The organism is Ferrovibrio terrae (assembly GCF_943372915.1).
Lineage (GTDB): Bacteria > Pseudomonadota > Alphaproteobacteria > Ferrovibrionales > Ferrovibrionaceae > Ferrovibrio > Ferrovibrio terrae_A.
Genome location: NZ_CALSAN010000007.1, coordinates 22,573 through 44,318 on the forward strand (window position 1 = coordinate 22,573; position 21,746 = coordinate 44,318).

Here is a 21,746-nt window from a genome sequence, read left to right on the forward strand (position 1 = left end):
TGCCTGTGAAGCGGCGCCGAAGCGATTCGGCTGCGGATCAATCCTCGGCTGCGGCGGTGACACTGCCGGGCCGGCGCGTATCCAGCCGGGTTTCAGCGCCACGGCGGGTGAGCCATGCCAGCAGGGCAAGACCCGGCAGGGCGGCCAGGGTGGTCAGCACAAAGAAAAGCGGCCAGCCGAAGGCGCCGGCCAGGAAGCCGGCATAGGATGACAGCAGGGTGCGGGCCACCGCGGTCAGCGAAGACAGCAGGGCGTATTGCGTGGCCGTGTAGGCAACGTCGCAGAGCGCCGAGAGATACGCGACCAGCACTGCCGTACCCATGCCGCTGGCCAGATTTTCCACACCCACCGTCAACGCCAGGAACCACAGATCGTGACCCCGCATGGCCAGCACGGCAAACAGCAGATTGGAGCCCATCTGCAGCAGGCCGCAGACCCAGAGCGCGCGGTAAAGCCCGACCGCCTGCATCAGCCAGCCACCGAGAAAAAGCCCGAGCATGGTGGCGCCAAATCCATAGAGCTTGCCGATCTCGGCGATCTCGGACTTGGTGAATCCGATATCCAGATAGAAACTGGTGGCCAGCACGCCCGCCAGGCTGTCACCCAGCTTGAACAGCATGACGAACAGCAGGATACCGACCCAGCCTTTGCGCGACATGAACTGCAGGAACGGCCCGGCGACGCTGGCATAGAGCCAGGCCATCGCGCCGGCGAGCGGCCCCGACAGATGCGGTCGGGTCGCCAGCCAGGCCTGCGCTTCGGCAAACCGACGCTCGGCATCGCCGCGCGGTTGTGCCTGCGGCTCGCCAACCAGCAACACCGTCACCGCGCCGATCACCAGCAGCGCAGCCATGGCGAGATAGACCAGCGGCCAGGCGAACTGGTCGGCGAGATACAGCGCACCGGCCGAGGACACCAGCATGCCGATGCGATAGCCAAACACGATGGAGGCCGCACCAGCGGCAAGCTGGCGTTGCTCCAGGATTTCGACGCGCCAGGCATCGATGACGATATCCTGGGTCGCCGAGGCAAAGGCAACAGCGACGGCGCAAAGGGCCGTGACGGCTAGCGCCTGGCCGGGATTGCTGAAGGCCAATGCGACGATTGCGGCCATCAATATGGCCTGCGCGAAGATCAGCCAGCTGCGCCGCCGGCCCAGCCAACGCGTCAGAAGCGGCAATGGCAGCCGATCGACCAGGGGGGCCCAGAGGAATTTCAGCGTATAGGGCACGCCGACCAGCGCGAATAGCCCGATCGACTGCAGTGAAACGCCGGATTCCTTCAGCCAGGCCTGCAGTGTCTGCCCGGTCAGCGCCAGCGGCAGGCCGGAGGCGAAGCCGAGGACCAAAATCGCCAGCACGCGGCGGTCGCGATAGACCGCCAGAGCCGCGAGCGAAGCAGAAACACGCGTGCCCAGCGTCACCGATCAGGGCCGCTTGGCATAGCCGAGCGGCTGCAGCACCTCGGAGATCTCGCCGAGGATGGCGGGATCGTCGATGGTGGCAGGCATGCGATAGTCCTGCGCGTCGGCGATTTTCTGCATGGTGCCACGCAGTATCTTGCCCGAACGCGTCTTCGGCAACCGTTTCACCACGGCGGCCTGCTTGAAGGCAGCCACCGGCCCGATTCGGTCACGCACCAGTTGCACCAGCTCGCGCAGGATCTGGTCCTCCGGCTTGGTCACGCCGGCCTTGAGCACCACGAAGCCGAGCGGCACCTGGCCTTTCAGCTGGTCGGCCACACCCACCACGGCACATTCGGCGACATCGGGGTGCGAGGACAGCACTTCCTCCATGCCACCGGTAGACAGGCGGTGTCCGGCGACGTTGATGATGTCGTCAGTGCGGCTCATGATGAAAATATAGCCATCCTCATCGATGAAGCCGGCATCGCCGGTGTTGTAGTAACCGGGAAACCGCGCGAGGTAGCTTTTCTTGTAGCCCTCGTCGTTCTGCCACAGTGTCGGCAGGCAACCTGGCGGCATCGGCAGCTTGATAACGATATTGCCGATATCACCAGCCTTGACCGGATGGCCGTCGTCATCCAGCACCTGAACATCGTAGCCCGGCACGATGCGCGTCGGCGAACCATGCTTCACCGGCAGAACCTCGATACCCATGCAGTTGGATGCTACCGGCCAGCCTGTCTCGGTCTGCCACCAGTGATCGATCACCGGCTTGTGCAGATTGTCCTCTGCCCATTTCACCGTATCGGGGTCAGCGCGTTCGCCAGCCAGGAACAGGGTGCGGAAGTGGCTGAGATCATACTTCTTCAGCAGCTCGGCTTTTGGATCTTCCTTCTTGATTGCACGGAAGGCCGTCGGCGCCGTGAACAGCGCCACCACCTTATGCTGCTCGATCACGCGCCAGTAGGCGCCGGCATCCGGCGTGCCGACCGGCTTGCCTTCGTAGAGCAGCGTGGTGCAGCCATAGAGCAGCGGCGCGTAAACGATGTAGGAATGCCCGACCACCCAGCCGACATCCGAGGCGGCCCAGAAAACCTCGCCGGGATTGATGCCGTAAATATTTTTCATCGACCAGTGCAGTGCCACCATATGGCCGCCATTCTGGCGCACGACACCCTTGGGAATACCGGTGGTGCCAGACGTATAGAGCACATAGAGCGGATCTGTGGCCTGCACCGGGACGCAATCGGCCGGCTGCGCTTTGGCGATTTCGGCATCGAAATCGAAGTCGCGGCCCGCCGTCATCGGCCCGGCATATATCGGCCGCTGGAACACCAGGCAGGCGGCTGGTTTATGCGCGGCCATATCGATGGCCTGATCGAGCAACGGCTTGTATTCGACCACGCGGCCAGCTTCCAGGCCGCAGGAGCTGGCAATCATTAACTTCGGCTTGGCATCGTCGATGCGGGTGGCCAGTTCACGCGGCGCAAAGCCGCCAAACACCACGGAATGCACCGCGCCGATCCGGGCGCAGGCCAGCATGGCCATCGCCGCTTCAGGCGTCATCGCCATGTAGATGATGACGCGATCGCCCTTCTGCACGCCATGCGCCTGCAGCACACCGGCCAGTTTGGCCACCTTGTCGCGCAGTTCCAGCGTGGTGAAGCGGCGGATCGTATTGGTGACCGGTGAATCGTAGATCAGGGCGATGCGCTCGCCATGGCCGTCCTCGATATGGCGATCAAGCGCGTTGTAGCAGGTGTTGCATTCAGCGCCGGCAAACCAGCGGTAAAACGGCGGATTGGATGCATCCAGCACGCGGTCCCAGGGCTTGGACCAGCGCAGGGCCTTTGCTGCCTCGGCCCAGAAACCCTCAGGGTCAGCTTTTGCTGCTGCGTAAACCTGTTCGTAGCGGCCAGACATCCGCCCCTCCCTGCTTTTGTTCTTTGCACGATCTATAGCAGATCGTGCCCATCGCAGGCCATGGGGGCAGGGTTAAGACCCTCGTCTAAGTCGGACGGTCCGGTAGCGAGGCGCTATTCTGCCGTCGGCTTATTCGGCAGCCTGCGCAGCACGGCTGCCGCCGACCAGCTCGGCCTTGGCGCTATCGTATTCGCGTTTCAGGCGGGCGACCAGATCGGCAACGCTGGGCACATCCTCGATCAGGCCGACGCCCTGGCCCGCACCCCAGATGTCACGCCAGGCCTTCGACTTGGAGCTGCCGCCGGAACCGAAGCTCATGGTGCTCTTGTCGGCTTCCGGCAGGTTATCGGGGTCCATGCCGGCGGCGATGATGCTTTTTTTCAGGTAATTGCCATGCACGCCGGTGAACAGCGAGGAATAGACAATGTCGCCGGCCGCCGAGTCGATCAGCATCTGCTTGTAGCCCGGCACCGCATTGGCTTCCTGGGTGGCGATGAAGCGCGTGCCCATATAGGCGAAATCGGCACCCATCGCCTGCGCGGCCAGGATATGGCGGCCATGGGCGATCGAGCCCGACAGCGCCAGCGGACCGTCGAAGAACTGCCGCACTTCCGAAACCAGCGCAAACGGGCTGAGCGTACCGGCATGACCGCCGGCACCGGCGCAAACCAGAATCAGGCCGTCGACACCGGCCTCCAGCGCCTTCTTGGCATGGCGGATATTGATCACGTCATGCAGCACGATGCCGCCATAGGAGTGAATGGCGTCCACCACTTCGTTCGGCGCGCGCAGGCTGGTGATGACAATCGGCACCTTGTATTTGACGCACATCTCGACGTCATGCTGCAGCCGGTCGTTCGACTGGTGCACGATCTGGTTGACGGCAAACGGCGCCACCGGTTTGTCCGGATGCCGGGCGCGATATTCGTCCAGTTCGGTGGTGATGCGCTGCAGCCACTGTTCCAGCACTTCCGCCGGCCGTGCATTCAGCGCCGGGAAGGAACCGACGATGCCAGCCTTGCACTGGGCGATCACCAGTTCGGGACCGGACACAATGAACATCGGCGAGCCGATGACCGGCAGCGAAAGACGGCCCTGAACGACGGCAGGTAGGGTCATGGGTTTCCTCCAAGGAAATTCGTTGGCTGGATGATCGGGCAGGCCCGCGGTGCCGTCAATCCGGTCAAGTGCGAATCCCTCACATTGACGTTACGGCAGTCATCCATCCGGCTACGCCAGCCGTACAAGCTGACAAACGGCAAAGGTACAAATGCTTACAGCCCTGATCCTTCTTGGTGTCGCCCTGTTCGGCCTGGGGGCCACCAGCGAACACCTGACGGCACAGGCAGAACAGGATTTCCCCCCAACCGGCCGGCTGATCGAGGCCGGTGGCATCCGCCAGCACATCATCGAGCGCGGTGAAGGTGCGCCGCTGGTGATGATCCACGGTGCCTATGGCTTTGCCGAGGATTTCGCCATCAGCCTGATGCCGCAGACGCAGCAGCATTACCGCTCGATTGCGATCGATCGTCCAGGCCATGGCTATACCGAACAGGGCAATCCCGATTATGCCGCTACGCCCGATGGCCAGGCGCGCTATCTTCACGCCGCGCTGAACACGCTCGGCGTGAAAAAGCCGATTCTGCTCGGCTTCTCCTATGGCGGCGCGGTTGCGCTGAGCTATGCGCTGCAATACCCCGATGCGGTTGCGGCACTCGTGCTGGTCAGTCCAGCCTCGCATCCCTGGCGACAGACGGCCGCCCTGCCCTTCGGCATTGCCGATGCGCCATTGATCGGCCCGGTGCTGAAACACACCATCGTCGCACCGGTCGGCGCCATGCTGAAGGAAAGCGCAGTGGACTCGGTATTCGCACCCGAGCCGGTACCGGGTGCATTCCGCAAAACACCAGTGGCCCTGAGCCTGCGGCCGGCTGATTTTGCCGCCACGGCGCGCGAAGTGCGCGCGCTGGATGATTTCCTGCGCGGGCAGGCCCCGCACTATTCCGGTCTGCGGTTGCCCGTGGTGATTGTCGTCAACGATGCCGACCGTTCGGTGTCATCGTTTATCCACGGTCGCCCGCTGGCAGCCGCGATCCCCGGGGCTGAACTGGTGGTGACCAATGGCGGCGGGCACCCGTTGCATTTCTCACGCCCGGCCGCCGTTCTGGCCGCCATCGACCTGGCAGCGACCAAAGCCGGTTATCAGTCGGCCACCCGCAGGAAATAGCCGGAATTCTCGGCGGCGCCGGGCCGCGACCGGTCGATACGAATCACTTTGAGGCGATCATCGGGTTCCATCTCGAAACGGAAGGTGATGTTGCCCGGTCGCTCATAGGCTTCCCCTGCCGGTACCAGATCCATCGCGCTGGATTCCGGTTTGTCACCGTTGATACCCTTGCCGAGCAAGTATTCGGCCCGCAATCCGCCCGCCCGCGATGCAATCGCCATGGCAGCAAAGCGACCCGATTTCCAGGTACCCTGCCAAAGACCGGTGAAGGGCGTGTCTGCCGCCGGCACAGCCTTCGGCAGTTTGATACCGAAGACTGCAGCACTGGCATGACCAGTTTCGGTGCAGCTCGGCTGTCGCCCGGTTTCGAAGAAATGGTCCAGGCAAGGGCCATAACGGCGCGCGAATTCCCAGCCCAGCCCGCCAAAATGCGACTGCATGTTGGCATAGGCTGGCTGGTCGATGATGAAATTCGGCACGCCCAACTCGGTCAGCCGCCTGGCAGCATAGGGCCCGCGCACATGCGGTTGCTTGGTTTCATACCAGTCATCACCGGTGAAAAATCCGGCAGCCACCCGGATGCCAGTGTCCTTGTAGGGCTCCCAGAGCGTGCGGATATAGAAATCGTTCTGGCGCCAGTCACTGGAACGGCCGTAATCGCCAAAGCCGGCCGGAGCCAGTGGCAGGATACCGAGGATATCGGCCTTGTAGCTGCCGGTCTGGATCGAAGCGAAAGCACCGCGCGACTGCCCGAACAGCAAGATGCGGCGATACCCCATCGCCCTGGCGCGCTCGATGCTATGCAGCATCACCACCGGCACCTGGCCGCCAATCACGTTGGTATGGCGCCGTAGATTGTAGGCGTCCCAGCCCGCCTCGGCGAAATACTGCACAATCGGCGGTACCTTCTCGAGCGCCATCTTGCTGGAGTCGTAGCCGCCATTCCAGATCACCAGGCCGCGCGCCTTGTCGGGCCCACGCGGATGATCCTTCGGCGCATGGTCGCCGGGAAACACTGCCGGTTCGAACCAGTAATGCGTGCCTTCGACGAAACTCTGCGCAAAGGTCGTTGCTGTCAGCAGCATGAATGCCGCAATACCAACCGCAATCGCTCCCGCCAGACGCATGCCCTGCCCGCCCTGCTTTGCCGGATCAGCTTAGGCGATTCTACGCGCGCAGGTACAGATGGGTTGTCGGCTTGACCACCGCCAGCAGGGCCAGCAGGTCCGGCAGTGCCAAAGCGACACAGCCTTCTGTGCCACTGTAATCGGGCCGCGCGACATGCAGGAATATGGCGCTGCCCAGGCCCGGCACCGGCGGGTCATCATTATGCCCCATCACGGCAATCACGTCGTAGACATGATCCTCGCGCCAGAGTTTTTCATGACTCGCGGCATAGGGCAGCGTGACAAACCGATTATAGGCCGGATCGGCAGGGTCGTCGCACCAGCCGTCCTGCCGGGTCAGTGCCTGCAGCGGCAGGCGGGTCTCGGGTGGCGCCAGGCGATCAGCCCGATAAAACACCTGGCGGATCGGGTAGCGGCCGAGCGGTGTCGCACCATCGCCCTCGCGCTTGTCGGCCTCTGGCCGCACACCGCCCTTGCCCAGCGCACAACGAAAGCGCAGACCGCCGAATTGCAGGATACCGTCAGGGGTGACGAGAATGTCGCTCATGCCGCGATCAAGCGGTATTCAGAGCAACGATGCAAGAGGCTGCAGCCTTGGCTTATTGAACGATGCCGGCACGGCGGTTCTTCTGGTCCTGCATCTCGAAATACTTCTGATAGGCTTCGCTGGCACGGTTCGCCCATTCGGCCTGTGGATCGCTGCTCTGCTGGATCTGGGCGGCGGTTGCGGCAGTGGCGGCCTGCGGCGAGGCCGCATAGGACGCACCGCGGGTGATGCCAAATTTCGAGGCGCCATTCTGTTGCGTCACCGGCGAAGTGCCGACAGCGCGGCTCGGTGCCGGCGCACCGCTGCCCACCGTCGGGAAGGCCGGGAACCAGGTGCGGCCATCAGCCGTGCGGATGGCATTGTCAGGCATGGGGCCGGCATTCGAGTTGGCAGCCGCAGTGTTGGTCTGCATCGGCCCGGCATTGCGCGACTGGGACGGCTGCTGCAGCAGCACCTGATTGGCTGTGGCGGTATTTGCGGCGGTGGACTGCGCATTCGCCTGCTGGGTCGCCGCAGTCTGCTTGAGGGCCTGGAACAGATCGGCGGGCAATTCCACCGGTCCGTTCGGCCGCGGCGCCGACTGGCCTGCAGCATTATCTGCCAACTTGCGGCCACGCCCATCATCGGCCGTCACGCCAAGCTTGAGATCCTGGGCGGGCAATGCCCCGGTCACTCCCTGTGCCTGTGCGGCCTGCAACTGTGCACCCTGCGCCTGCAACCCCGCCAATTCGCCCTGCGTCATGCCATTGGGCGGCTGCGTTGCATCTGCCAGTGCCGTTGCCAGCACATCCTGGTTGCCCGGCCCGATATTGATACCCAGCGCGGCCAGGGCATGTTCACCCGGATCCTTGCCGGTGGTCTCTTCAACCATGCCGCTGACCATCGAGACGGCCAGACCGATCGGACCGCCGAACAGGCCACCACCGATAATGCGCGCGCCGGCATCGATCTTGTCGCCGGTGATGGCGCGATAAACGGTCGAAACGACTGGGATATGCTGCAGCGGATTGATGATGTCGAGCAGGTCCCCGAAGGTGAATCCGTCCTTGCCAAACAACGGACGGCTGTCTTTGGCCTCGGTGGTGCTGTTTTCGCTGCTGACCTGAGACGCCGCGGTCGGCACTGCACCCAGAACTTCCATATCCTGGCCCGACGCACCCTGCGCAAACCGATCCCGCGCCGGGGGCCTAAAGGCCGTCGGCTGGGGCACCGGGGGGGTGCTGTAGGCGGTTGCAGGGATCGGGCTTGGCATCATGGTCCTTCCTCGGACCCAAGATTTGCAAGCCGCGGGCCAAGATTCAGCCGAGAGAATTCATATAGTTAACGGCTAAATCGACGTAGCCCGGCAATTCCTGCCGGGCGTCAGAGGTAATGGCCGGAGCGTTTGCGCTTGGCGGCCAGATAGGCCTCGTTATGGGCATTGGAGGGAAATTTGTGGGGCACCCGCTCGGCCACGTCGATCCCGCAGGCGGCCAGGCCCGTCACTTTTTCCGGGTTATTGGTCAGCAGCCGCACCCGGTTGAAGCCAAGCCGCTGCAGCATGCGGGCAGCCGGCAGGAACCAGCGCTCGTCGGCATCGAAGCCAAGCCGCTGATTGGCATCCACTGTATCGAAACCCTGGTCCTGCAGCTGGTAGGCGCGCAGCTTGTTCACCAGGCCGATGCCGCGGCCCTCCTGGGCCAGGTACAACAGCACGCCGCCGCCGGCCGCGCTGATGGTGCGGATGGCGCCACGCAGCTGCTCGCCGCAATCGCAACGCAGGCTGCCCAGCAGGTCGCCGGTGAAGCATTCCGAATGCAGCCGCGTCAGCACAGGTGAGGAAGGATCAGGCGCCCCGATCACCAGGGCAAAATGCTCCTGCCGGCCATCGGCCGGGCGGAAGGCGAAGAGCTGGGCATCCTCGGCATCCATCACCGGCAGGCGCGCCTGGCTGACCGGGACCAGGGTTTCCGCTGCAGCCATGTCGTAACCTGCCACAGCCTCGGCCGGCAGGCTGTGAATATCGGCAGGCGGCACGGCATCGGCGGGCAATGCGATATGAACAGCGGCCGGCAGCAAATAGGCGGTCTTGGCCAGTTTCACCGCCAGACGCGCGGTTTCCGGCGCCGCCGCCTTGAGCCGCGTGAACGGGCCACGCAGCGGCGCCGCCAGATCACGGCTGGCATCGGCCAGATCGCGGATGAGGGAAGCCTGTTCCTCTGGTGCAGCCGGCAGGTCACGCAAGGGTAACAGAAGCATGTCATGCCCGGTGGGGCCGATATGCAGCACGGCGGCGCGCGAGGCAGGCAGCACCAGGGCCGCTGTATTGTCCCACTGCCGCAGTTCGGCCAGAGTCGGTTCGGTCAGGGTTTCGGCGGCCAGCACGATGGCGCGCTCGCCCAGGCTGCCGGTCAGCAGCACCGGACGCCCACGACGCAGTTCGTGGCCGGCGCGATCGACGGCAATGGTGGCAGCGGAAGGGGAAAGAGCAGTCATGACCGATCCGATGTACGACTCTGGCGGCAGCCGGGCAAGCCACCGGACCAAGGATGAGCCCCGGGGTGATGCCGGTTACACCGATCCACTGCCGCCGGGAAATGCCGAATTCGCCCCCTGGGTCGCCCCCAGCCTGCAGGCCCGCCTGATCGCCCGCGGCCTGCGCCGTTTGATCAAGCCACGCCGCGTCAACCGCATGGATGTGCCGCTGATCCGTGCGCTGATGGGGGCACTGACCCGCAGCCGCCCCCTGCCCGGCATCACGGTGGAGCGGGTCAAAAATCCCGTGCATGGCGAATGGCTGCGACCACGGCAGGCCCGGCGTGGCCGTGCGCTGCTTTATCTGCATGGTGGTGGCTACATCGCCGGCAATCCGCGCACCCATCGGGCCATCACTGCGCGCCTGGCCCATCGGCTGGGGGTTGCCGTCTTCGCCCTGGATTACCGCCTGGCACCCGAGCATCCCTATCCCGCAGCACTGGACGATGCTCTGGCCGCCTGGCGCTGGCTGTTGGCCGAGGGCTGGCGGGCCGACCGTCTGTGGCTGGCCGGAGACTCGGCCGGCGGCGGCCTGGCCCTGGCGTTGATGCAGGCCTGCAAGCAGCAGGGCCTGCCGCTGCCGGCCGCGGCGACACTGTTTTCACCCTGGACCGACCTGACCTGCAGCAGCCCCGCAATCACCGAGAATGCCGCGCGCTGCGCCTGGTTCACCGCCGATCACCTGCAGTTTGCCGCCGGGCTCTATGCCGGGAGCCATGATCGCGCGGAGCCGCTTCTCTCGCCACTCTATGGCGATCTGGCTGGCCTGCCGCCCCTGCAGCTGCATGTCAGCGATAGCGAGTTGCTGCGTGACGACTCCCTGCAACTGGCGGTGAAGGCCCAGGCGGCTGGCACACCGGTGCGCCTGCGGATGTGGCACGGCTTGCCACATGCCTGGCCGAACTTTGCCGGCCTGATGCCCGAAGGCGATGCCTGCCTGGAGGATGCCGCCAGCGCCCTGCTCGCTCTCTCCGTGTCATGACGAGTCGCCGCTTGAGCCCGGGGCCATAGCAAGGCAGACTCAAGGCTGTAGCCGCGCAGCCGCGGCAGGACCGGGGAGACCTGCTTGCAGGAAAAGGAACTGCGCCTCGCGCTGGTATGTTTCGGCGGCGTCTCGCTCGCCATCTACATGCATGGCGTGACCAAGGAAATTCTCAAGCTGGTGCGCGCCTCGCGGGCCTATCACGCATTGCCCAAGGGCGCGGCGCGGGAAACCGCCAGCTTCGCCGATCATGTGCATCCCAGCGATACCGAGTATGACAGCGAGCATGCCTATTTCGAGCTGCTGCAGGAAATCGGCAAGCATGTCGATTTGCGCGTTGTCGTCGATGTGATCGCCGGCGCCTCGGCCGGCGGCATCAATGGCCTGATCCTCGGTCGCGCGCTGGCACATGACCTGCGCATCGACCATTTCCGCAACCTGTGGCTCCGCGAAGCCGATGTCGAACGCCTGCTCGATACCGAGAAACGTGCGAGCCAGTGGAGCAAGGCCTACATGCGGCCCTTGCTATGGCTGGCGGCGCGCTCGCGTTTCGGCCGTCTGCTGCTTGGCGATACCGAAATCTTCAACAAGATTTCCCTGTTCACCCGCTCCCGCTGGTTCCAGCCGCCTTTCGACGGCACGCATCTGCTACGCCAGCTGATGGCTGGCCTGGAGGCCATGGGCGATCCGGCGAAACCCGGCGACTCGCTGATGCCGACCAATCTGGCACTCGACCTGCTGGTGACACTGACCGATTTCTACGGCTTCCTGCAGCATATCCCGATCCACGATCCGCCCTATGTGCGCGACCGCGAACATCGCCACACCTTGCGCTTCGGCTACCGCCGCTGGCCGAGCGGCGAAGAACAGTCCGATTTCACTCGCGCCGATGCACCGGCGCTGGCCTTTGCCGGCCGCGCCACCTCGGCATTCCCCGGTGCCTTTCCGCCGGCACAGATCGGCGAGGTCGACCGGCTGCTGGCCGAACAGGGCCGGCAATGGGAGAATCGTACCGCCTTCATCGCGCGCAATTTTGCAGATTATCTGCGCGCCGATCTCGACCCTGAGCTGACCTCCTTCGTCGATGGTGGCGTGCTGGCCAACAAGCCGTTTGCGGCGGCGATGAAGGCGATCCGTGGCCGCCCGGCCTATCGCGAGGTCGATCGCCGCCTGGTTTACATCGATCCGCAACCGTTACGCCCCGCGCCGCCACCGACCGGCCGCATCCCCGGCTTCTTCCGTGTGTTGAAAGGGTCACTCAGCGATATCCCGCGCAATGAGCCGATTGCCGATGAACTGATCGGCGTCAGCCGTTTCAATGAACGCGTGCGCCATCTGCGTGGCGTGATCGAGGCGACGCAGCCGCAGATCGCGGAACTGGTGGAAGAAAGCGCGCCGCAGCATCTGGATACGCCGCTCAGCGAGATGGAAATCCGACTCTGGCGCATGCAGGTGAGCGAGCGCGCCGTGCGCGAAGCCGGATTTGCCTATGAAGGCTATGTGCGCCTCAAGCTGGGCGCCGTGCTGGACTTTGTCACGCGCCTGGTCTGCGATGCCTGTGACTATGGCGAGCGCTCGACCGAGGCGCAGTGGACGCGACAGGCCCTGCTGCACTGGGCCGAGGACCGTGGCGTCTGCTATACCGTCAAGCAGTTCGAGCGCGCCAAACCCGGGGCCGGTATCGATGCCCTACCCCGCTGGGTCCGCTTCCTGTTGCGTTTCGATGTCGCCTTCCGACAGCGTCGCGTGCGCTTCCTGGTGCAGCAACTCAATCAGCTCTATGGCAAGCTGGCCGATGCGGACCACCGCGGCCTGAAAGCCGAGCAGCTCGACAAGCTGAAGCGCGCACTCTACGAGGCGCAGGAAACCCTGCGCCACCTCAGCGGCGCCGATTGCCTGTCGGTCGCAACGGTCGACAGTGTCAAGGCATTGTTCTTCCGTCGCGTCGCGCTGCAGCAGGCCGATCATATGGCACAGGACGCGAAAGCTTTCGCGCGCGCCAATCTGGTTGCCATCGATACCGCCATCGACGCCATGGCCAATGATATCGATCTGAACCGCCGCACCGACCAGCTGGACGGATTGTTTGCCGATTTGCAGCCGCAGGACTGGAGCAGCAAGGCCAGGCGTGATCTCCTGGTCAGCTATATCGGCTTTCCGTTCTGGGACGTGCTCACCTTCACCATCACCAACTGGCGCGACCTCGGCGAGTTCAACGAAATCCGCATCGACCGCATCAGCCCGGAAGATGCCGTGGCCATCCGGCGCGGCAGCACGTTAAAGGGCGTCAATCTCGGGCGCTTTGGCGGTTTCTTCAGCCGCGTGCATCGCGAGAATGACTACCTTTGGGGCCGGCTGCATGCCGCCGATCGCCTGATCGACATTGTCTACGACGCCGCCAGCGGGCCAGGCCAGCAGATCCCGCTCGACCGTATGGCGATCAAACTGAAAGCCTTCCGCATGATCCTTGATCGCGAGGCGGCGAACCTGGCTGTCAGCCAGACGCTGATTGCCGATCTGCGCCTGGAACTGGATGCCATAGCGGCCGGGAAAGCCGCCTGAATCGCCGTTTCCGCGCCTTGTCCGGGCGGCAATTTGGCGTATGCTCGGCGGCCAATTTCAGCCAAGCGACCAATTTCAGCCAAGCGAGCCGTGCCGTGACCCGTTCAATTCCTGCCGTCCTTTTCCTTGCCGCCGCCGTTGCGGTTGCCAGCCCGCTTGCGTTGGCGCAGCCGGCCAAGACCGCCGATGACCCGGTGGTTGCCCGCGTCAACGGCCAGCCGATCCTGCGATCGGCGGTGATGGAGTTTTACAACCAGCTGCCGCCGCAAATGGCGCAGATTCCGATCGAGCAGATCCTGCCTGGCATCATCAACGAGCTGGCGGCCCGCCGGCTGCTCGGCGACGCCGCCGAGAAGGCCAAGCTGGGCGACGATCCGGCCGTCAAGAAGCAGCTGCAGTCCGCCCGCGAACAGGTGCTGCAGCAGGCCTATCTTGACCGCAAGGTGAAGACGGAAGTGACTGAAGCCAAGATGAAGGCCCGTTACGAGGAGCTGATCAAGCAGCAGCCGCCGCAGGAAGAAGTGCATGCGCGCCATATCCTGGTCGCCAGCGAGGCTGATGCGAAAGCCGCACTCGAGGAAGTGAAGAAGGGCGCCGATTTCACCGAAGTATCCAAAAAGCGTTCGACCGGCCCGACCGCCGCCACCGGCGGCGATCTCGGGTTCTTCACCAAGGACAAGATGGTGCCGGAATTCGCCGAAGCCGCCTTCAAGCTCCAGCCCGGCCAGGTTACCGACGCACCGGTGAAGAGCCAGTTCGGCTGGCATGTGATCAAGGTGGAAGCCCGCCGCAAGTCGGACCCGCCGAAGTTCGAGGATGTGCGCGGTCAGGTCTATGACATGATGGCCGGCGAAACTGTGGAGAAGCTGGTCGCCGATCTACGCAAGACCGCCAAGATCGAACAACTCGACTGGCAGCAGCCGGGCGGCAGCAAGCTGCCGACCATCGCGCCCGCTGAGCCGAAGAAAAAGTAATACCGCCAAGTCCCAGGAGCATACCGATGGCCGCGCATCCGGTTTCACCGCTGGCACCGTCCACCTATCCCGAACTGCCGGTCGTGGCCGGAGCACGCTTTGCCACCGCCCTGTCCGGCATGCGCTACAAAGGCCGCGAAGATCTGCTGCTGATCGAATTCGCGCCCGGCACAACAGTGGCCGGCCTGTTCACGCGCTCCTCCATGCCCGGTGCGCCGGTGGAATGGTGCCGCAAGGTGCTGCCCAACGGTGCGGCCCGCGCGCTGGTGGTGAATGCCGGCATCGCCAATGTGTTCACCGGCAAGGCCGGTGCCCAGGCGGTGAAAGCCACCGCCGATGGTGCCGCCAAGACGCTCGGCTGCAAGGCCAATGAGGTCTATCTGGCATCGACCGGCGTAATCGGCCAGATCCTGCCGGCCGAGAAGATCGTGGCCCAGATGCCCAAACTGAAAGCCGGGCTGAAGGCCGAGGGCTGGATGGCCGCTGCCAAGGCGATCATGACCACCGACACCTTCCCCAAGCTGGCCGGCGCCACCTGCAAGATCGACGGCAAGACCGTGACGATCAACGGCTTCTGCAAGGGCTCAGGCATGATCGCGCCGGATATGGCGACCATGCTGGCCTTCATCGTCACGGATGCAAAGTTGCCCGCCGATACGCTGCAGGCACTGCTGAAGGCGGCCAACAACCAGAGCTTCAACTGCCTGACGGTGGATGGTGATACCTCGACCTCAGACAGTGTATTGCTGTTCGCCACCGGCAAGGCCGGCAATGCCCTGCATGCCAAGGCATCCGACAAGCGGCTGGCCGACTTTCGCCGCGCATTGACTGCCGTGATGAGCGACCTCGCCCAGCAGATCGCCCGCGATGGCGAAGGTGCCCAGAAGCTGGTGACCATCGACGTTACTGGCGCCAAGAGCGACACCTCCGCGCGCATCATCGCCCGTGCGATTGCCAATTCGCCACTGGTGAAGACGGCGATTGCCGGCGCCGATGCCAACTGGGGCCGCATCATCGCGGCGGTCGGCAAATCAGCCGAACCAGCCAATCGCGACAAACTGGTGATCAAGCTTGGCGGCAAGCCAGTGACCAAGAACGGCATGGTGCGGCCTGATCACGACGATGCGGCCGCGACCAAGCATTTCAAGAGCCGCGATGTGCGCATCGAGGTGGATGTGGCAGTCGGCAAAGGCACGGCACGGGTCTGGACCTGCGACCTGACGCACGGCTATATCGATATCAATGCCGACTATCGCAGCTGACGACCCGCTCTGCCCCGGCGACGCCTCGGCCCTGCTCGCGCCCAAGCCAGTCGTTCTGGTGGTTGCTGTCGCCCTGGTGGATACCGACGGCCGCGTGTTGCTGACCCAGCGGCCACCGGGCAAAAAGCTTGCCGGCATGTGGGAGTTTCCCGGTGGCAAAGTTGAAAAAAACGAAACCCCGGAAGCCGCATTGATCCGCGAGCTGCATGAAGAACTGCATCTGGATATCAGTGCGGCCTGCCTGGCGCCTTTTGCCTTCGCCAGCCATGCCTATGACGACTTCCACCTGCTGATGCCGCTCTATGTCTGCCGCCGCTGGGCCGGCCAGCCACAGCCGCGCGAAGGCCAGGCGATGAAATGGGCGCGGCCGATCAAGATGGCCGAACTGCCGATGCCGCCGGCCGACGTGCCGCTGGTGGCGATGCTGCGCGACCTGCTCGGCTAGCCGGATATCCTTTCCAGAACTTCGGGCTTGTATTGGGCTGCGAATTCTTCCGACGGCGCAATCGGCTTGATCACATCCACCAGCACACCGCTGGGGTCGGCGACAATGAAATGGCGCTGGCCGAAGACCTCGTCGCGCAGCGACAGGCGGATATTCAAGCCCGCTCCCTGCGCCTTTTCATAGGCCGCATCTACATCCTCGACCTCGAAGTTGATCAGCATGCCCTGGGCCGGCTTGCGGTATCCTTCGGGAATCGTCGGATGGCTGTGGTCGAGTATGGCAAGATGGACGCGCGAATCGCTCCGGCTGGTCAGATGGACATACCAGTCGCTCTCGAAGGCCGGGGCAAAGTCGAAATGGGTTTCATAAAACGCCCGGGTCTCGGCCAGGACGGCAGTGCAGATCACGGGGTAATAGCTGGTGAGTTTCATGGCGGCCTCCTGGACGGACGAACGGGTGATGGATGAGCAGGCTGGACAACCTGCTGCGGGCCAGATATAAACATACAGGCTGTATGTATGCAAGAAAAACGTCAGACCAAGGCTGAAAAACATGCCGCGACGCGGGCCGCCCTGCTGGCCACTGCGCGCGCCCTGTTTGCCGAAAAGGGCTATGCCGCCACCGGCACCGAAGAGGTGGTGGCGCGGGCAGCCGTGACCCGTGGCGCGCTCTACTACCACTTCACCGACAAACAGGCGCTGTTCAGCGCCGTGGTCGAGCAGGTGGGGCAGGAGGTGCTGGATGAGATTGAAAGAGCCGCCAGCAAGGCTAAATCACCGGTCGATGCACTGGTTAAAGGCACGCAAGCGTTCATGGATGCCTGCCTGCAGCCGGCAGCCCGACAAATTTACCTGATCGACGCGCCATCGGTGATCGGCTGGCAGCGCTGGCGCGAGATCGATGCACGCCATGGCATGGGCTCGTTACGGCAGGGCATCGAGGCGGCATTGGCCGAGTTGCCGCGCAGTCAGCGGCTGCCAGCCGAGGCGCTGACTTATCTGTTGAGCGGTGCGATGAACGAGGCTGTGCTGTGGCTGGCCGAGGCCAAGGACGATGTGGCTGCACGCAAGGCCGCTGACGCGACGCTCAAACGCATCCTGGAACTGCTGTTCACGCCAGAGACCTAGTTGGACTTTGGCGGGCCGCCGACCGGATAGGCCACGGTGCCAAGCGCATCCGACAGACGATGCGTGGCCTGGCCGGGCCGTAATGGCTTCTGCTGGCTGTCATGCGGCGACCAGCCGGTGAGCGTGATCACCTCGAAGGTCGCCGGGATGCGGCCATCGGCACCGGCAAAGCGCTGCTGATACAGCTCCGCCATGCGAAATAACGTCGACCGACGGGTGAAGTGCTTGCGCCGATCATGCACCGCATTGCCCTCGCCCATGCCGCGCAGGTCGCGCATCAGACTGAAGGCATCGGCATAGGTAACCGGAATGACCTCGCTGTCGGCAACCGGCAGAGCAAAACCGGCGCGCTGCAGCAATGCCGCACCATCCAGAGTCTCGGCCATCGGCGAGACCCGTGGGCTGGCACCGCCCTCGACTTCAGCCTCGGCCGCCAGCCAGGACTGCCGCAGTTCGGTCAGCGTCGCCCCACCCAGCATGGCGCCAAGGAACAGGCCATCAGGTTTCAGCGCCCGACGGATCTGGATCAGGGCGCCCGGCAGATCGTTGACCCAGTGCAGATTGAGCAACCCGACCACCAGATCGAATTGCCCCTCGCCAAACGGCAGAAACTCTTCGTCGCCGATCACATGGCAGCCGCCACCCGGTACCGCATCCATGCTCACAAGAGTCTCGATCTGGCCACGGCCAGCCAGATGCGGCTGCAGCCAGGCTGCATTGCAACCTTGAACCAGTGCTCGGGGAAAGCTGCGCCGCACATCGTCCAGGCGGTCGAGCAGGCGTTCGGCCACGGCCGCGCGCAGGAAATCGAAATCGCCGGCGCCCCCCCCTATCAAACGCTGGCGCTGACGCCGCTTGGCGCCGCGGTCGAAGACCTGCATAGTGTCGTTCATTGCTGCATTTTGCCACGGGCCAACGCACCTCGCCATGCCGGTACGGACAAAAATTAAGAAGGCCATCGCCAAGGCGGTCAAAGCGGCAGCATCCCAGCCGGCGCGGCGGACGCAGAAGCGCAAGCCACTCAATCTCGCCTTGCAGGGCGGCGGCACCCATGGCGCCTTCACCTGGGGGGTACTCGACCGGCTGCTGGAAGAAGATTGCTTTGAGATCGAAGGCATCAGTGGCACCTCGGCCGGTGCGATGAATGCCGCCGTCATGGCCTATGGCCTGCATAAGGGCGGCCCGACCATGGCACGTGCCAGCCTGCAGGAGTTCTGGAAGCGGGTGGCCGATGCAGCAGCATTGTCACCCTTCCGGCCGACCATGCTGGATCAATGGTTCAAATTCGGTGGCATCGACTATTCGCCGAGCTACCAGCTGCTGGAAATGAGCACCAAGCTTGCCTCGCCGTACCAGACCAATCCGAACAACAAAAATCCGCTGCGCGGCATCCTGGAAAAGACCATCGACTGCGACAGCCTGCACGATTGCAGCTCGGTCAAGCTGTTCGTCTGCGCCACCGATGTACTGGAAGGCAAGATCAAGGTTTTCCAGAACCGCGATGTTACCATCGATGCCCTGCTCGCCTCCGCCTGCCTGCCGCAGCTGTTCCAGGCCGTGAAAATCGGCAAGAGCTACTACTGGGATGGCGGCTTCATGGGCAACCCGCCGATCTTCCCGATCATCTATAATTGCGACAGCCGCGATGTACTGATCGTGCAGATCAACCCGATGCGGATTCCCAGCGTCCCGAAAACCCCACAATCCATTCTCGACCGCGCCAACACCCTGAGTTTCAACTCCAGCCTGGTGCGCGAGATGCGTGCCATTGCCTTTGTCACCCGGCTGGTTGAATCAGGTTTCGATGATGGCGGCCGGCTCAAGCACATGCTGATCCATACCATCGACGCCGAGGAGCAGCTCGCCGCTTATGGTGCCACCAGCAAATACAATGTCGAATGGGGCTTCCTGCAGAAACTCCATGCGCTGGGCCGGCGCCAGGCCGGCACATTTCTGCGCAAGCATCTCAACGATATCGGCAAGGCGTCCACCACCGATATCGTGGCGAAATTCCTGTAAATTATTCTGCCGCGACCGCCGGCTGGATCACCCGCATCACCGCGCGGGCCCGCTTAGCCACCTTTTGCGGCGTGAAGCCGGGCTTGTAGATCGAACCGCCCAGACCGAAGCCAGCCGCACCCGCTTCCAGCCAGGGATCCATGTTGTCGGCATTGATGCTGCCGACCGGAATCACCGGCATGGTGCTGGGCAACACGGCCCGCAGGCTTTTCAGCACCGCCGGCGAGAAAGCCTCGGCCGGAAACAGCTTGAGCCCATCGGCGCCGGCCTGGATCATGGCAAAAGCTTCCGTCGGTGTGGCAAAGCCGGGGATAGAGATCATGTCGAGCACCTTGGCCTTCTGCACGACATCGCCGCAGGCATGCGGCGACACCACCAGCTGGGCACCTGCCTGGCAGATGCGCTTGACCATCGTGCAGTCGACCACGGTGCCGGCGCCGATCAGCGCCTGATCGCCATAGCGCTTGGCCAGATTCTTGATGCTGGTCAGCGGATCGGGCGAATTCAACGGCACCTCGATGATGCGGATACCGGTCTCGATAAGGGCGGCGCCGATATCCACCACCTCCTCGGGCTTCACGCCACGCAGAATGGCGACCAGCGGGCAGGCCTGCAGCCAGCTTGAAAGTTCCTTCATGGCGTCCTCCTCGCCGTTAGCAACCCCAGGCGATACAGCCCGGTTGCCGCAGCATCTTCCGGCGCCACATCGGCATCCATGCCGAGGAAGGCGAAAGCCTTCCGGTAACGCATCGTCAGCACGCCGGTTCCGACGATGACGACCTTTCCAGCCCAGGCGGTCGCCCGCAACTCATGGCCGATCAGGATACCTGAAAGATAGTGCGTCGCAGCCACCGCGGAAAGCTCATTAAACAGCCTTCGCGTGCGCACACTGAACAGATGGTGCAGCAGGCCGTCCGGCTGGCCGGATAGGGCAAGGCCGGCTTCAAAGGCCGCGGTATCCAGGTCCGGGCCGTTTTCCGCCTGTAACATCGCGGCGATCAGGCCATGGCTGCTCAGCAGGGCGAAAACTTCGCCAGTCATCGCCGTGGCAAAATCGGTGATGCGACCACCGCGGATTTGGACATGCTTGGAATGGGTGCCGGGTAAGCAGATCGTGACATCGCCGGCCAGATCGAGACCGAAAATCTGGGTTTCCTCGCCGCGCATGACATCGGGGATGCCATCCTTATTGCGGCAGGACAGGCCGGGCACGATATGCGCCAGGCGCCCGCCGCCAAGCTCGACCGGACATAGCTTGCCGGACAGGTCCGCCAGGCTGGCCGGACATTCGGCGTAAGGAACCTCGCGCCAGCCCTGCCGGCTGCCCACCATGCCGGACAGCAACACGGTCGCGGCCGGGTCGGCCTGCAGCCAATCGCCAATCTGCTGCTGCAGGACGGCGGCATAGTCGGTCGGCGTCAGGCTGACGATGCCGGAGGCAGCAACACGGCGTTCCAGGACCGTGCCATCGGCCGCCATGCGATAGGCACGAAAGCCGCTGCTGCCCCAGTCTATCCCGATCATGCCAGCTGCTGCTCAGGCCGACAGGCGTCGCCCTGTAGCAGAATCGAAGAGATGCACGCGATCGAGTTGCGGCATCAGATGCATCTTGCCACCGGGATTGAACCCGTGCCGCTCGCTGAAAACACCGCAAATCTGCGCGCCGCTGAGGTCGGCATAGACAAAGGTACTGGCGCCGGTCGGCTCAACCACGCCCACGGTCACCGGCAGCCCCTGGCTATCCGATGGCGACAGATGCTCGGGCCGGATGCCATAGACCACTGCCTGGCCATCCTGGCCGATGATGTTGCCATTGAGCGGCAGATCGATGCCGGCATCGGTGGATACCCAGCTGCGCGCCGCATCGCGGCGCAACGTGCCGCGAATCAGATTGATGGCCGGCGAACCGATGAAGCCGGCGACGAACAGATTGGCGGGGCGGTCATAAAGCTCAAGCGGCGTGCCGATCTGCTCGACGATGCCGTCATGCATCACCACGATGCGGTCCGCCATGGTCATCGCCTCGATCTGGTCATGGGTGACGTAGATCGAGGTGGTTTTCAGCTGCTGATGCAGGGCCTTGATTTCAGTGCGCATCTGCACGCGGAGCTTGGCATCCAGGTTACTGAGCGGTTCGTCAAACAGGAAGACCTGCGGATTGCGCACAATGGCACGCCCCATGGCGACGCGCTGGCGCTGTCCGCCCGACAGCTGTTTGGGATAACGGTCCAGCAGGGCATCGAGACCAAGAATCTCCGAGGCACGCTTGACCCGCTCGCCGATCGTGTCCCGATCGGCTTTGCGCAGCTTCAGCGAAAAGCCCATATTCTCGCGCACCGTCATATGCGGATAGAGCGCATAATTCTGGAACACCATGGCGATATCCCGGTCTTTCGACGGAATTTCGTTCACCACCCGCTCGCCGATGCGAACGATGCCACCCGAGATCTCCTCCAGACCGGCGATCATGCGCAGAAGCGTGGACTTGCCGCAGCCGGACGGGCCAACCAGAACGACGAACTCGCCATCCGGGATCGCAATATCGATGCCGTGGACCACTTCCAGCGCGCCATAGCGTTTGCGCACCGCTTCCACACTCACGCTCGCCATTTCAAACTCCCTGTTACTCTTT

General features: G+C 63.7%; 20 protein-coding genes. 8 read left to right on the forward strand and 12 right to left on the reverse strand.

Features of this window, described 5'->3' with window-relative positions; all coding sequences use genetic code 11:
* Positions 1 to 37: 37 nt before the first annotated feature.
* The 3 genes from AAG821_RS06690 to AAG821_RS06700 form a co-directional block, all read right to left on the reverse strand.
* Complete coding sequence (locus AAG821_RS06690; protein ID WP_341909491.1) at positions 38 to 1,423, reverse strand: AmpG family muropeptide MFS transporter; 1,386 nt, start codon at positions 1,421 to 1,423, stop codon at positions 38 to 40.
* Positions 1,424 to 1,426: 3 nt separating this feature from the next.
* Entirely contained in the window at positions 1,427 to 3,328 is a 1,902-nt protein-coding gene (locus tag AAG821_RS06695) for a propionyl-CoA synthetase (RefSeq protein ID WP_341909489.1), read from the reverse strand.
* A gap of 129 nt (positions 3,329 to 3,457) precedes the next feature.
* Complete coding sequence (locus AAG821_RS06700; RefSeq protein WP_341909487.1) at positions 3,458 to 4,447, reverse strand: nitronate monooxygenase family protein; 990 nt, start codon at positions 4,445 to 4,447, stop codon at positions 3,458 to 3,460.
* A 151-nt stretch (positions 4,448 to 4,598) separates the two neighbouring features.
* On the opposite strand from AAG821_RS06700, the gene AAG821_RS06705 reads away from it, so the two are divergent.
* Positions 4,599 to 5,555 (forward strand): alpha/beta hydrolase, encoded by a 957-nt coding sequence (locus tag AAG821_RS06705; RefSeq protein WP_341909485.1) that lies wholly within the window; start codon positions 4,599 to 4,601, stop codon positions 5,553 to 5,555.
* On the opposite strand, the gene AAG821_RS06710 is transcribed toward AAG821_RS06705, so the two are convergent.
* The 4 genes from AAG821_RS06710 to ribA form a co-directional block, all read right to left on the reverse strand.
* Complete coding sequence (locus AAG821_RS06710) at positions 5,531 to 6,682, reverse strand: hypothetical protein (RefSeq protein ID WP_341909483.1); 1,152 nt, start codon at positions 6,680 to 6,682, stop codon at positions 5,531 to 5,533. The genes AAG821_RS06705 and AAG821_RS06710 overlap by 25 nt on opposite strands.
* Positions 6,683 to 6,722: 40 nt before the next feature.
* Positions 6,723 to 7,229 (reverse strand): L,D-transpeptidase family protein, encoded by a 507-nt coding sequence (locus AAG821_RS06715; protein ID WP_341909482.1) that lies wholly within the window; start codon positions 7,227 to 7,229, stop codon positions 6,723 to 6,725.
* 52 nt (positions 7,230 to 7,281) lie between these two features.
* Complete coding sequence (locus tag AAG821_RS06720; protein ID WP_341909480.1) at positions 7,282 to 8,370, reverse strand: hypothetical protein; 1,089 nt, start codon at positions 8,368 to 8,370, stop codon at positions 7,282 to 7,284.
* A gap of 221 nt (positions 8,371 to 8,591) precedes the next feature.
* The gene (gene ribA, locus AAG821_RS06725; RefSeq protein WP_341909478.1) at positions 8,592 to 9,704 is read right to left on the reverse strand and encodes a GTP cyclohydrolase II; all 1,113 of its coding nucleotides are present in this window, start codon (positions 9,702 to 9,704) and stop codon (positions 8,592 to 8,594) included.
* Between ribA and AAG821_RS06730 the strand changes: the two genes are divergently transcribed.
* From AAG821_RS06730 to AAG821_RS06750, 5 genes are all read left to right on the forward strand, one after another.
* Complete coding sequence (locus AAG821_RS06730) at positions 9,703 to 10,725, forward strand: alpha/beta hydrolase (protein ID WP_341909477.1); 1,023 nt, start codon at positions 9,703 to 9,705, stop codon at positions 10,723 to 10,725. The genes ribA and AAG821_RS06730 overlap by 2 nt on opposite strands.
* Positions 10,726 to 10,809: 84 nt before the next feature.
* Positions 10,810 to 13,287, forward strand: a complete 2,478-nt coding sequence (locus tag AAG821_RS06735) for a patatin-like protein (RefSeq protein ID WP_341909475.1) — start codon at positions 10,810 to 10,812, stop codon at positions 13,285 to 13,287.
* A gap of 95 nt (positions 13,288 to 13,382) precedes the next feature.
* On the forward strand, positions 13,383 to 14,261 hold the full coding sequence (locus AAG821_RS06740; protein WP_341909473.1) for a peptidylprolyl isomerase: 879 nt from the start codon (positions 13,383 to 13,385) through the stop codon (positions 14,259 to 14,261).
* Positions 14,262 to 14,287: 26 nt separating this feature from the next.
* A complete protein-coding gene (gene argJ, locus AAG821_RS06745; protein ID WP_341909471.1) occupies positions 14,288 to 15,523 on the forward strand; it encodes a bifunctional glutamate N-acetyltransferase/amino-acid acetyltransferase ArgJ in 1,236 nt (411 codons plus the stop codon).
* Positions 15,504 to 15,968 (forward strand): (deoxy)nucleoside triphosphate pyrophosphohydrolase, encoded by a 465-nt coding sequence (locus AAG821_RS06750; RefSeq protein WP_341909470.1) that lies wholly within the window; start codon positions 15,504 to 15,506, stop codon positions 15,966 to 15,968. Before argJ ends, AAG821_RS06750 begins: the two co-directional genes overlap by 20 nt.
* Here AAG821_RS06750 and AAG821_RS06755 read toward each other — a convergent pair.
* Complete coding sequence (locus AAG821_RS06755) at positions 15,965 to 16,399, reverse strand: VOC family protein (RefSeq protein ID WP_341909468.1); 435 nt, start codon at positions 16,397 to 16,399, stop codon at positions 15,965 to 15,967. The two genes, AAG821_RS06750 and AAG821_RS06755, sit on opposite strands and share 4 nt — an antisense overlap.
* An 87-nt stretch (positions 16,400 to 16,486) precedes the next feature.
* Here AAG821_RS06755 and AAG821_RS06760 point away from each other — a divergent pair, with 87 nt between their 5' ends.
* Positions 16,487 to 17,095, forward strand: a complete 609-nt coding sequence (locus tag AAG821_RS06760) for a TetR/AcrR family transcriptional regulator (RefSeq protein WP_341909466.1) — start codon at positions 16,487 to 16,489, stop codon at positions 17,093 to 17,095.
* Here the strand turns inward: AAG821_RS06760 and AAG821_RS06765 are convergent.
* A complete protein-coding gene (locus AAG821_RS06765) occupies positions 17,092 to 17,988 on the reverse strand; it encodes a methyltransferase domain-containing protein (RefSeq protein ID WP_341909464.1) in 897 nt (298 codons plus the stop codon). The genes AAG821_RS06760 and AAG821_RS06765 overlap by 4 nt on opposite strands.
* A 34-nt stretch (positions 17,989 to 18,022) precedes the next feature.
* Between AAG821_RS06765 and AAG821_RS06770 the strand changes: the two genes are divergently transcribed.
* Complete coding sequence (locus AAG821_RS06770; protein WP_341909461.1) at positions 18,023 to 19,114, forward strand: patatin-like phospholipase family protein; 1,092 nt, start codon at positions 18,023 to 18,025, stop codon at positions 19,112 to 19,114.
* Position 19,115: 1 nt separating this feature from the next.
* On the opposite strand, the gene AAG821_RS06775 is transcribed toward AAG821_RS06770, so the two are convergent.
* Genes AAG821_RS06775 through ugpC form a run of 3 tightly spaced genes read right to left on the reverse strand, consistent with a single transcriptional unit; the run spans position 19,116 to position 21,724 of the window.
* Complete coding sequence (locus AAG821_RS06775; RefSeq protein ID WP_341909459.1) at positions 19,116 to 19,751, reverse strand: 2-dehydro-3-deoxy-6-phosphogalactonate aldolase; 636 nt, start codon at positions 19,749 to 19,751, stop codon at positions 19,116 to 19,118.
* Positions 19,748 to 20,638 carry a 2-dehydro-3-deoxygalactonokinase gene (locus AAG821_RS06780; protein WP_341909457.1) on the reverse strand — a complete coding sequence of 297 codons (891 nt, stop codon included), beginning with the start codon at positions 20,636 to 20,638 and terminating at the stop codon, positions 19,748 to 19,750. The genes AAG821_RS06775 and AAG821_RS06780 overlap by 4 nt, the downstream gene beginning before the upstream one ends.
* Before the next feature lie 12 nt (positions 20,639 to 20,650).
* Entirely contained in the window at positions 20,651 to 21,724 is a 1,074-nt protein-coding gene (ugpC, locus tag AAG821_RS06785) for a sn-glycerol-3-phosphate ABC transporter ATP-binding protein UgpC (protein WP_341909455.1), read from the reverse strand.
* Positions 21,725 to 21,746: the final 22 nt, after the last annotated feature.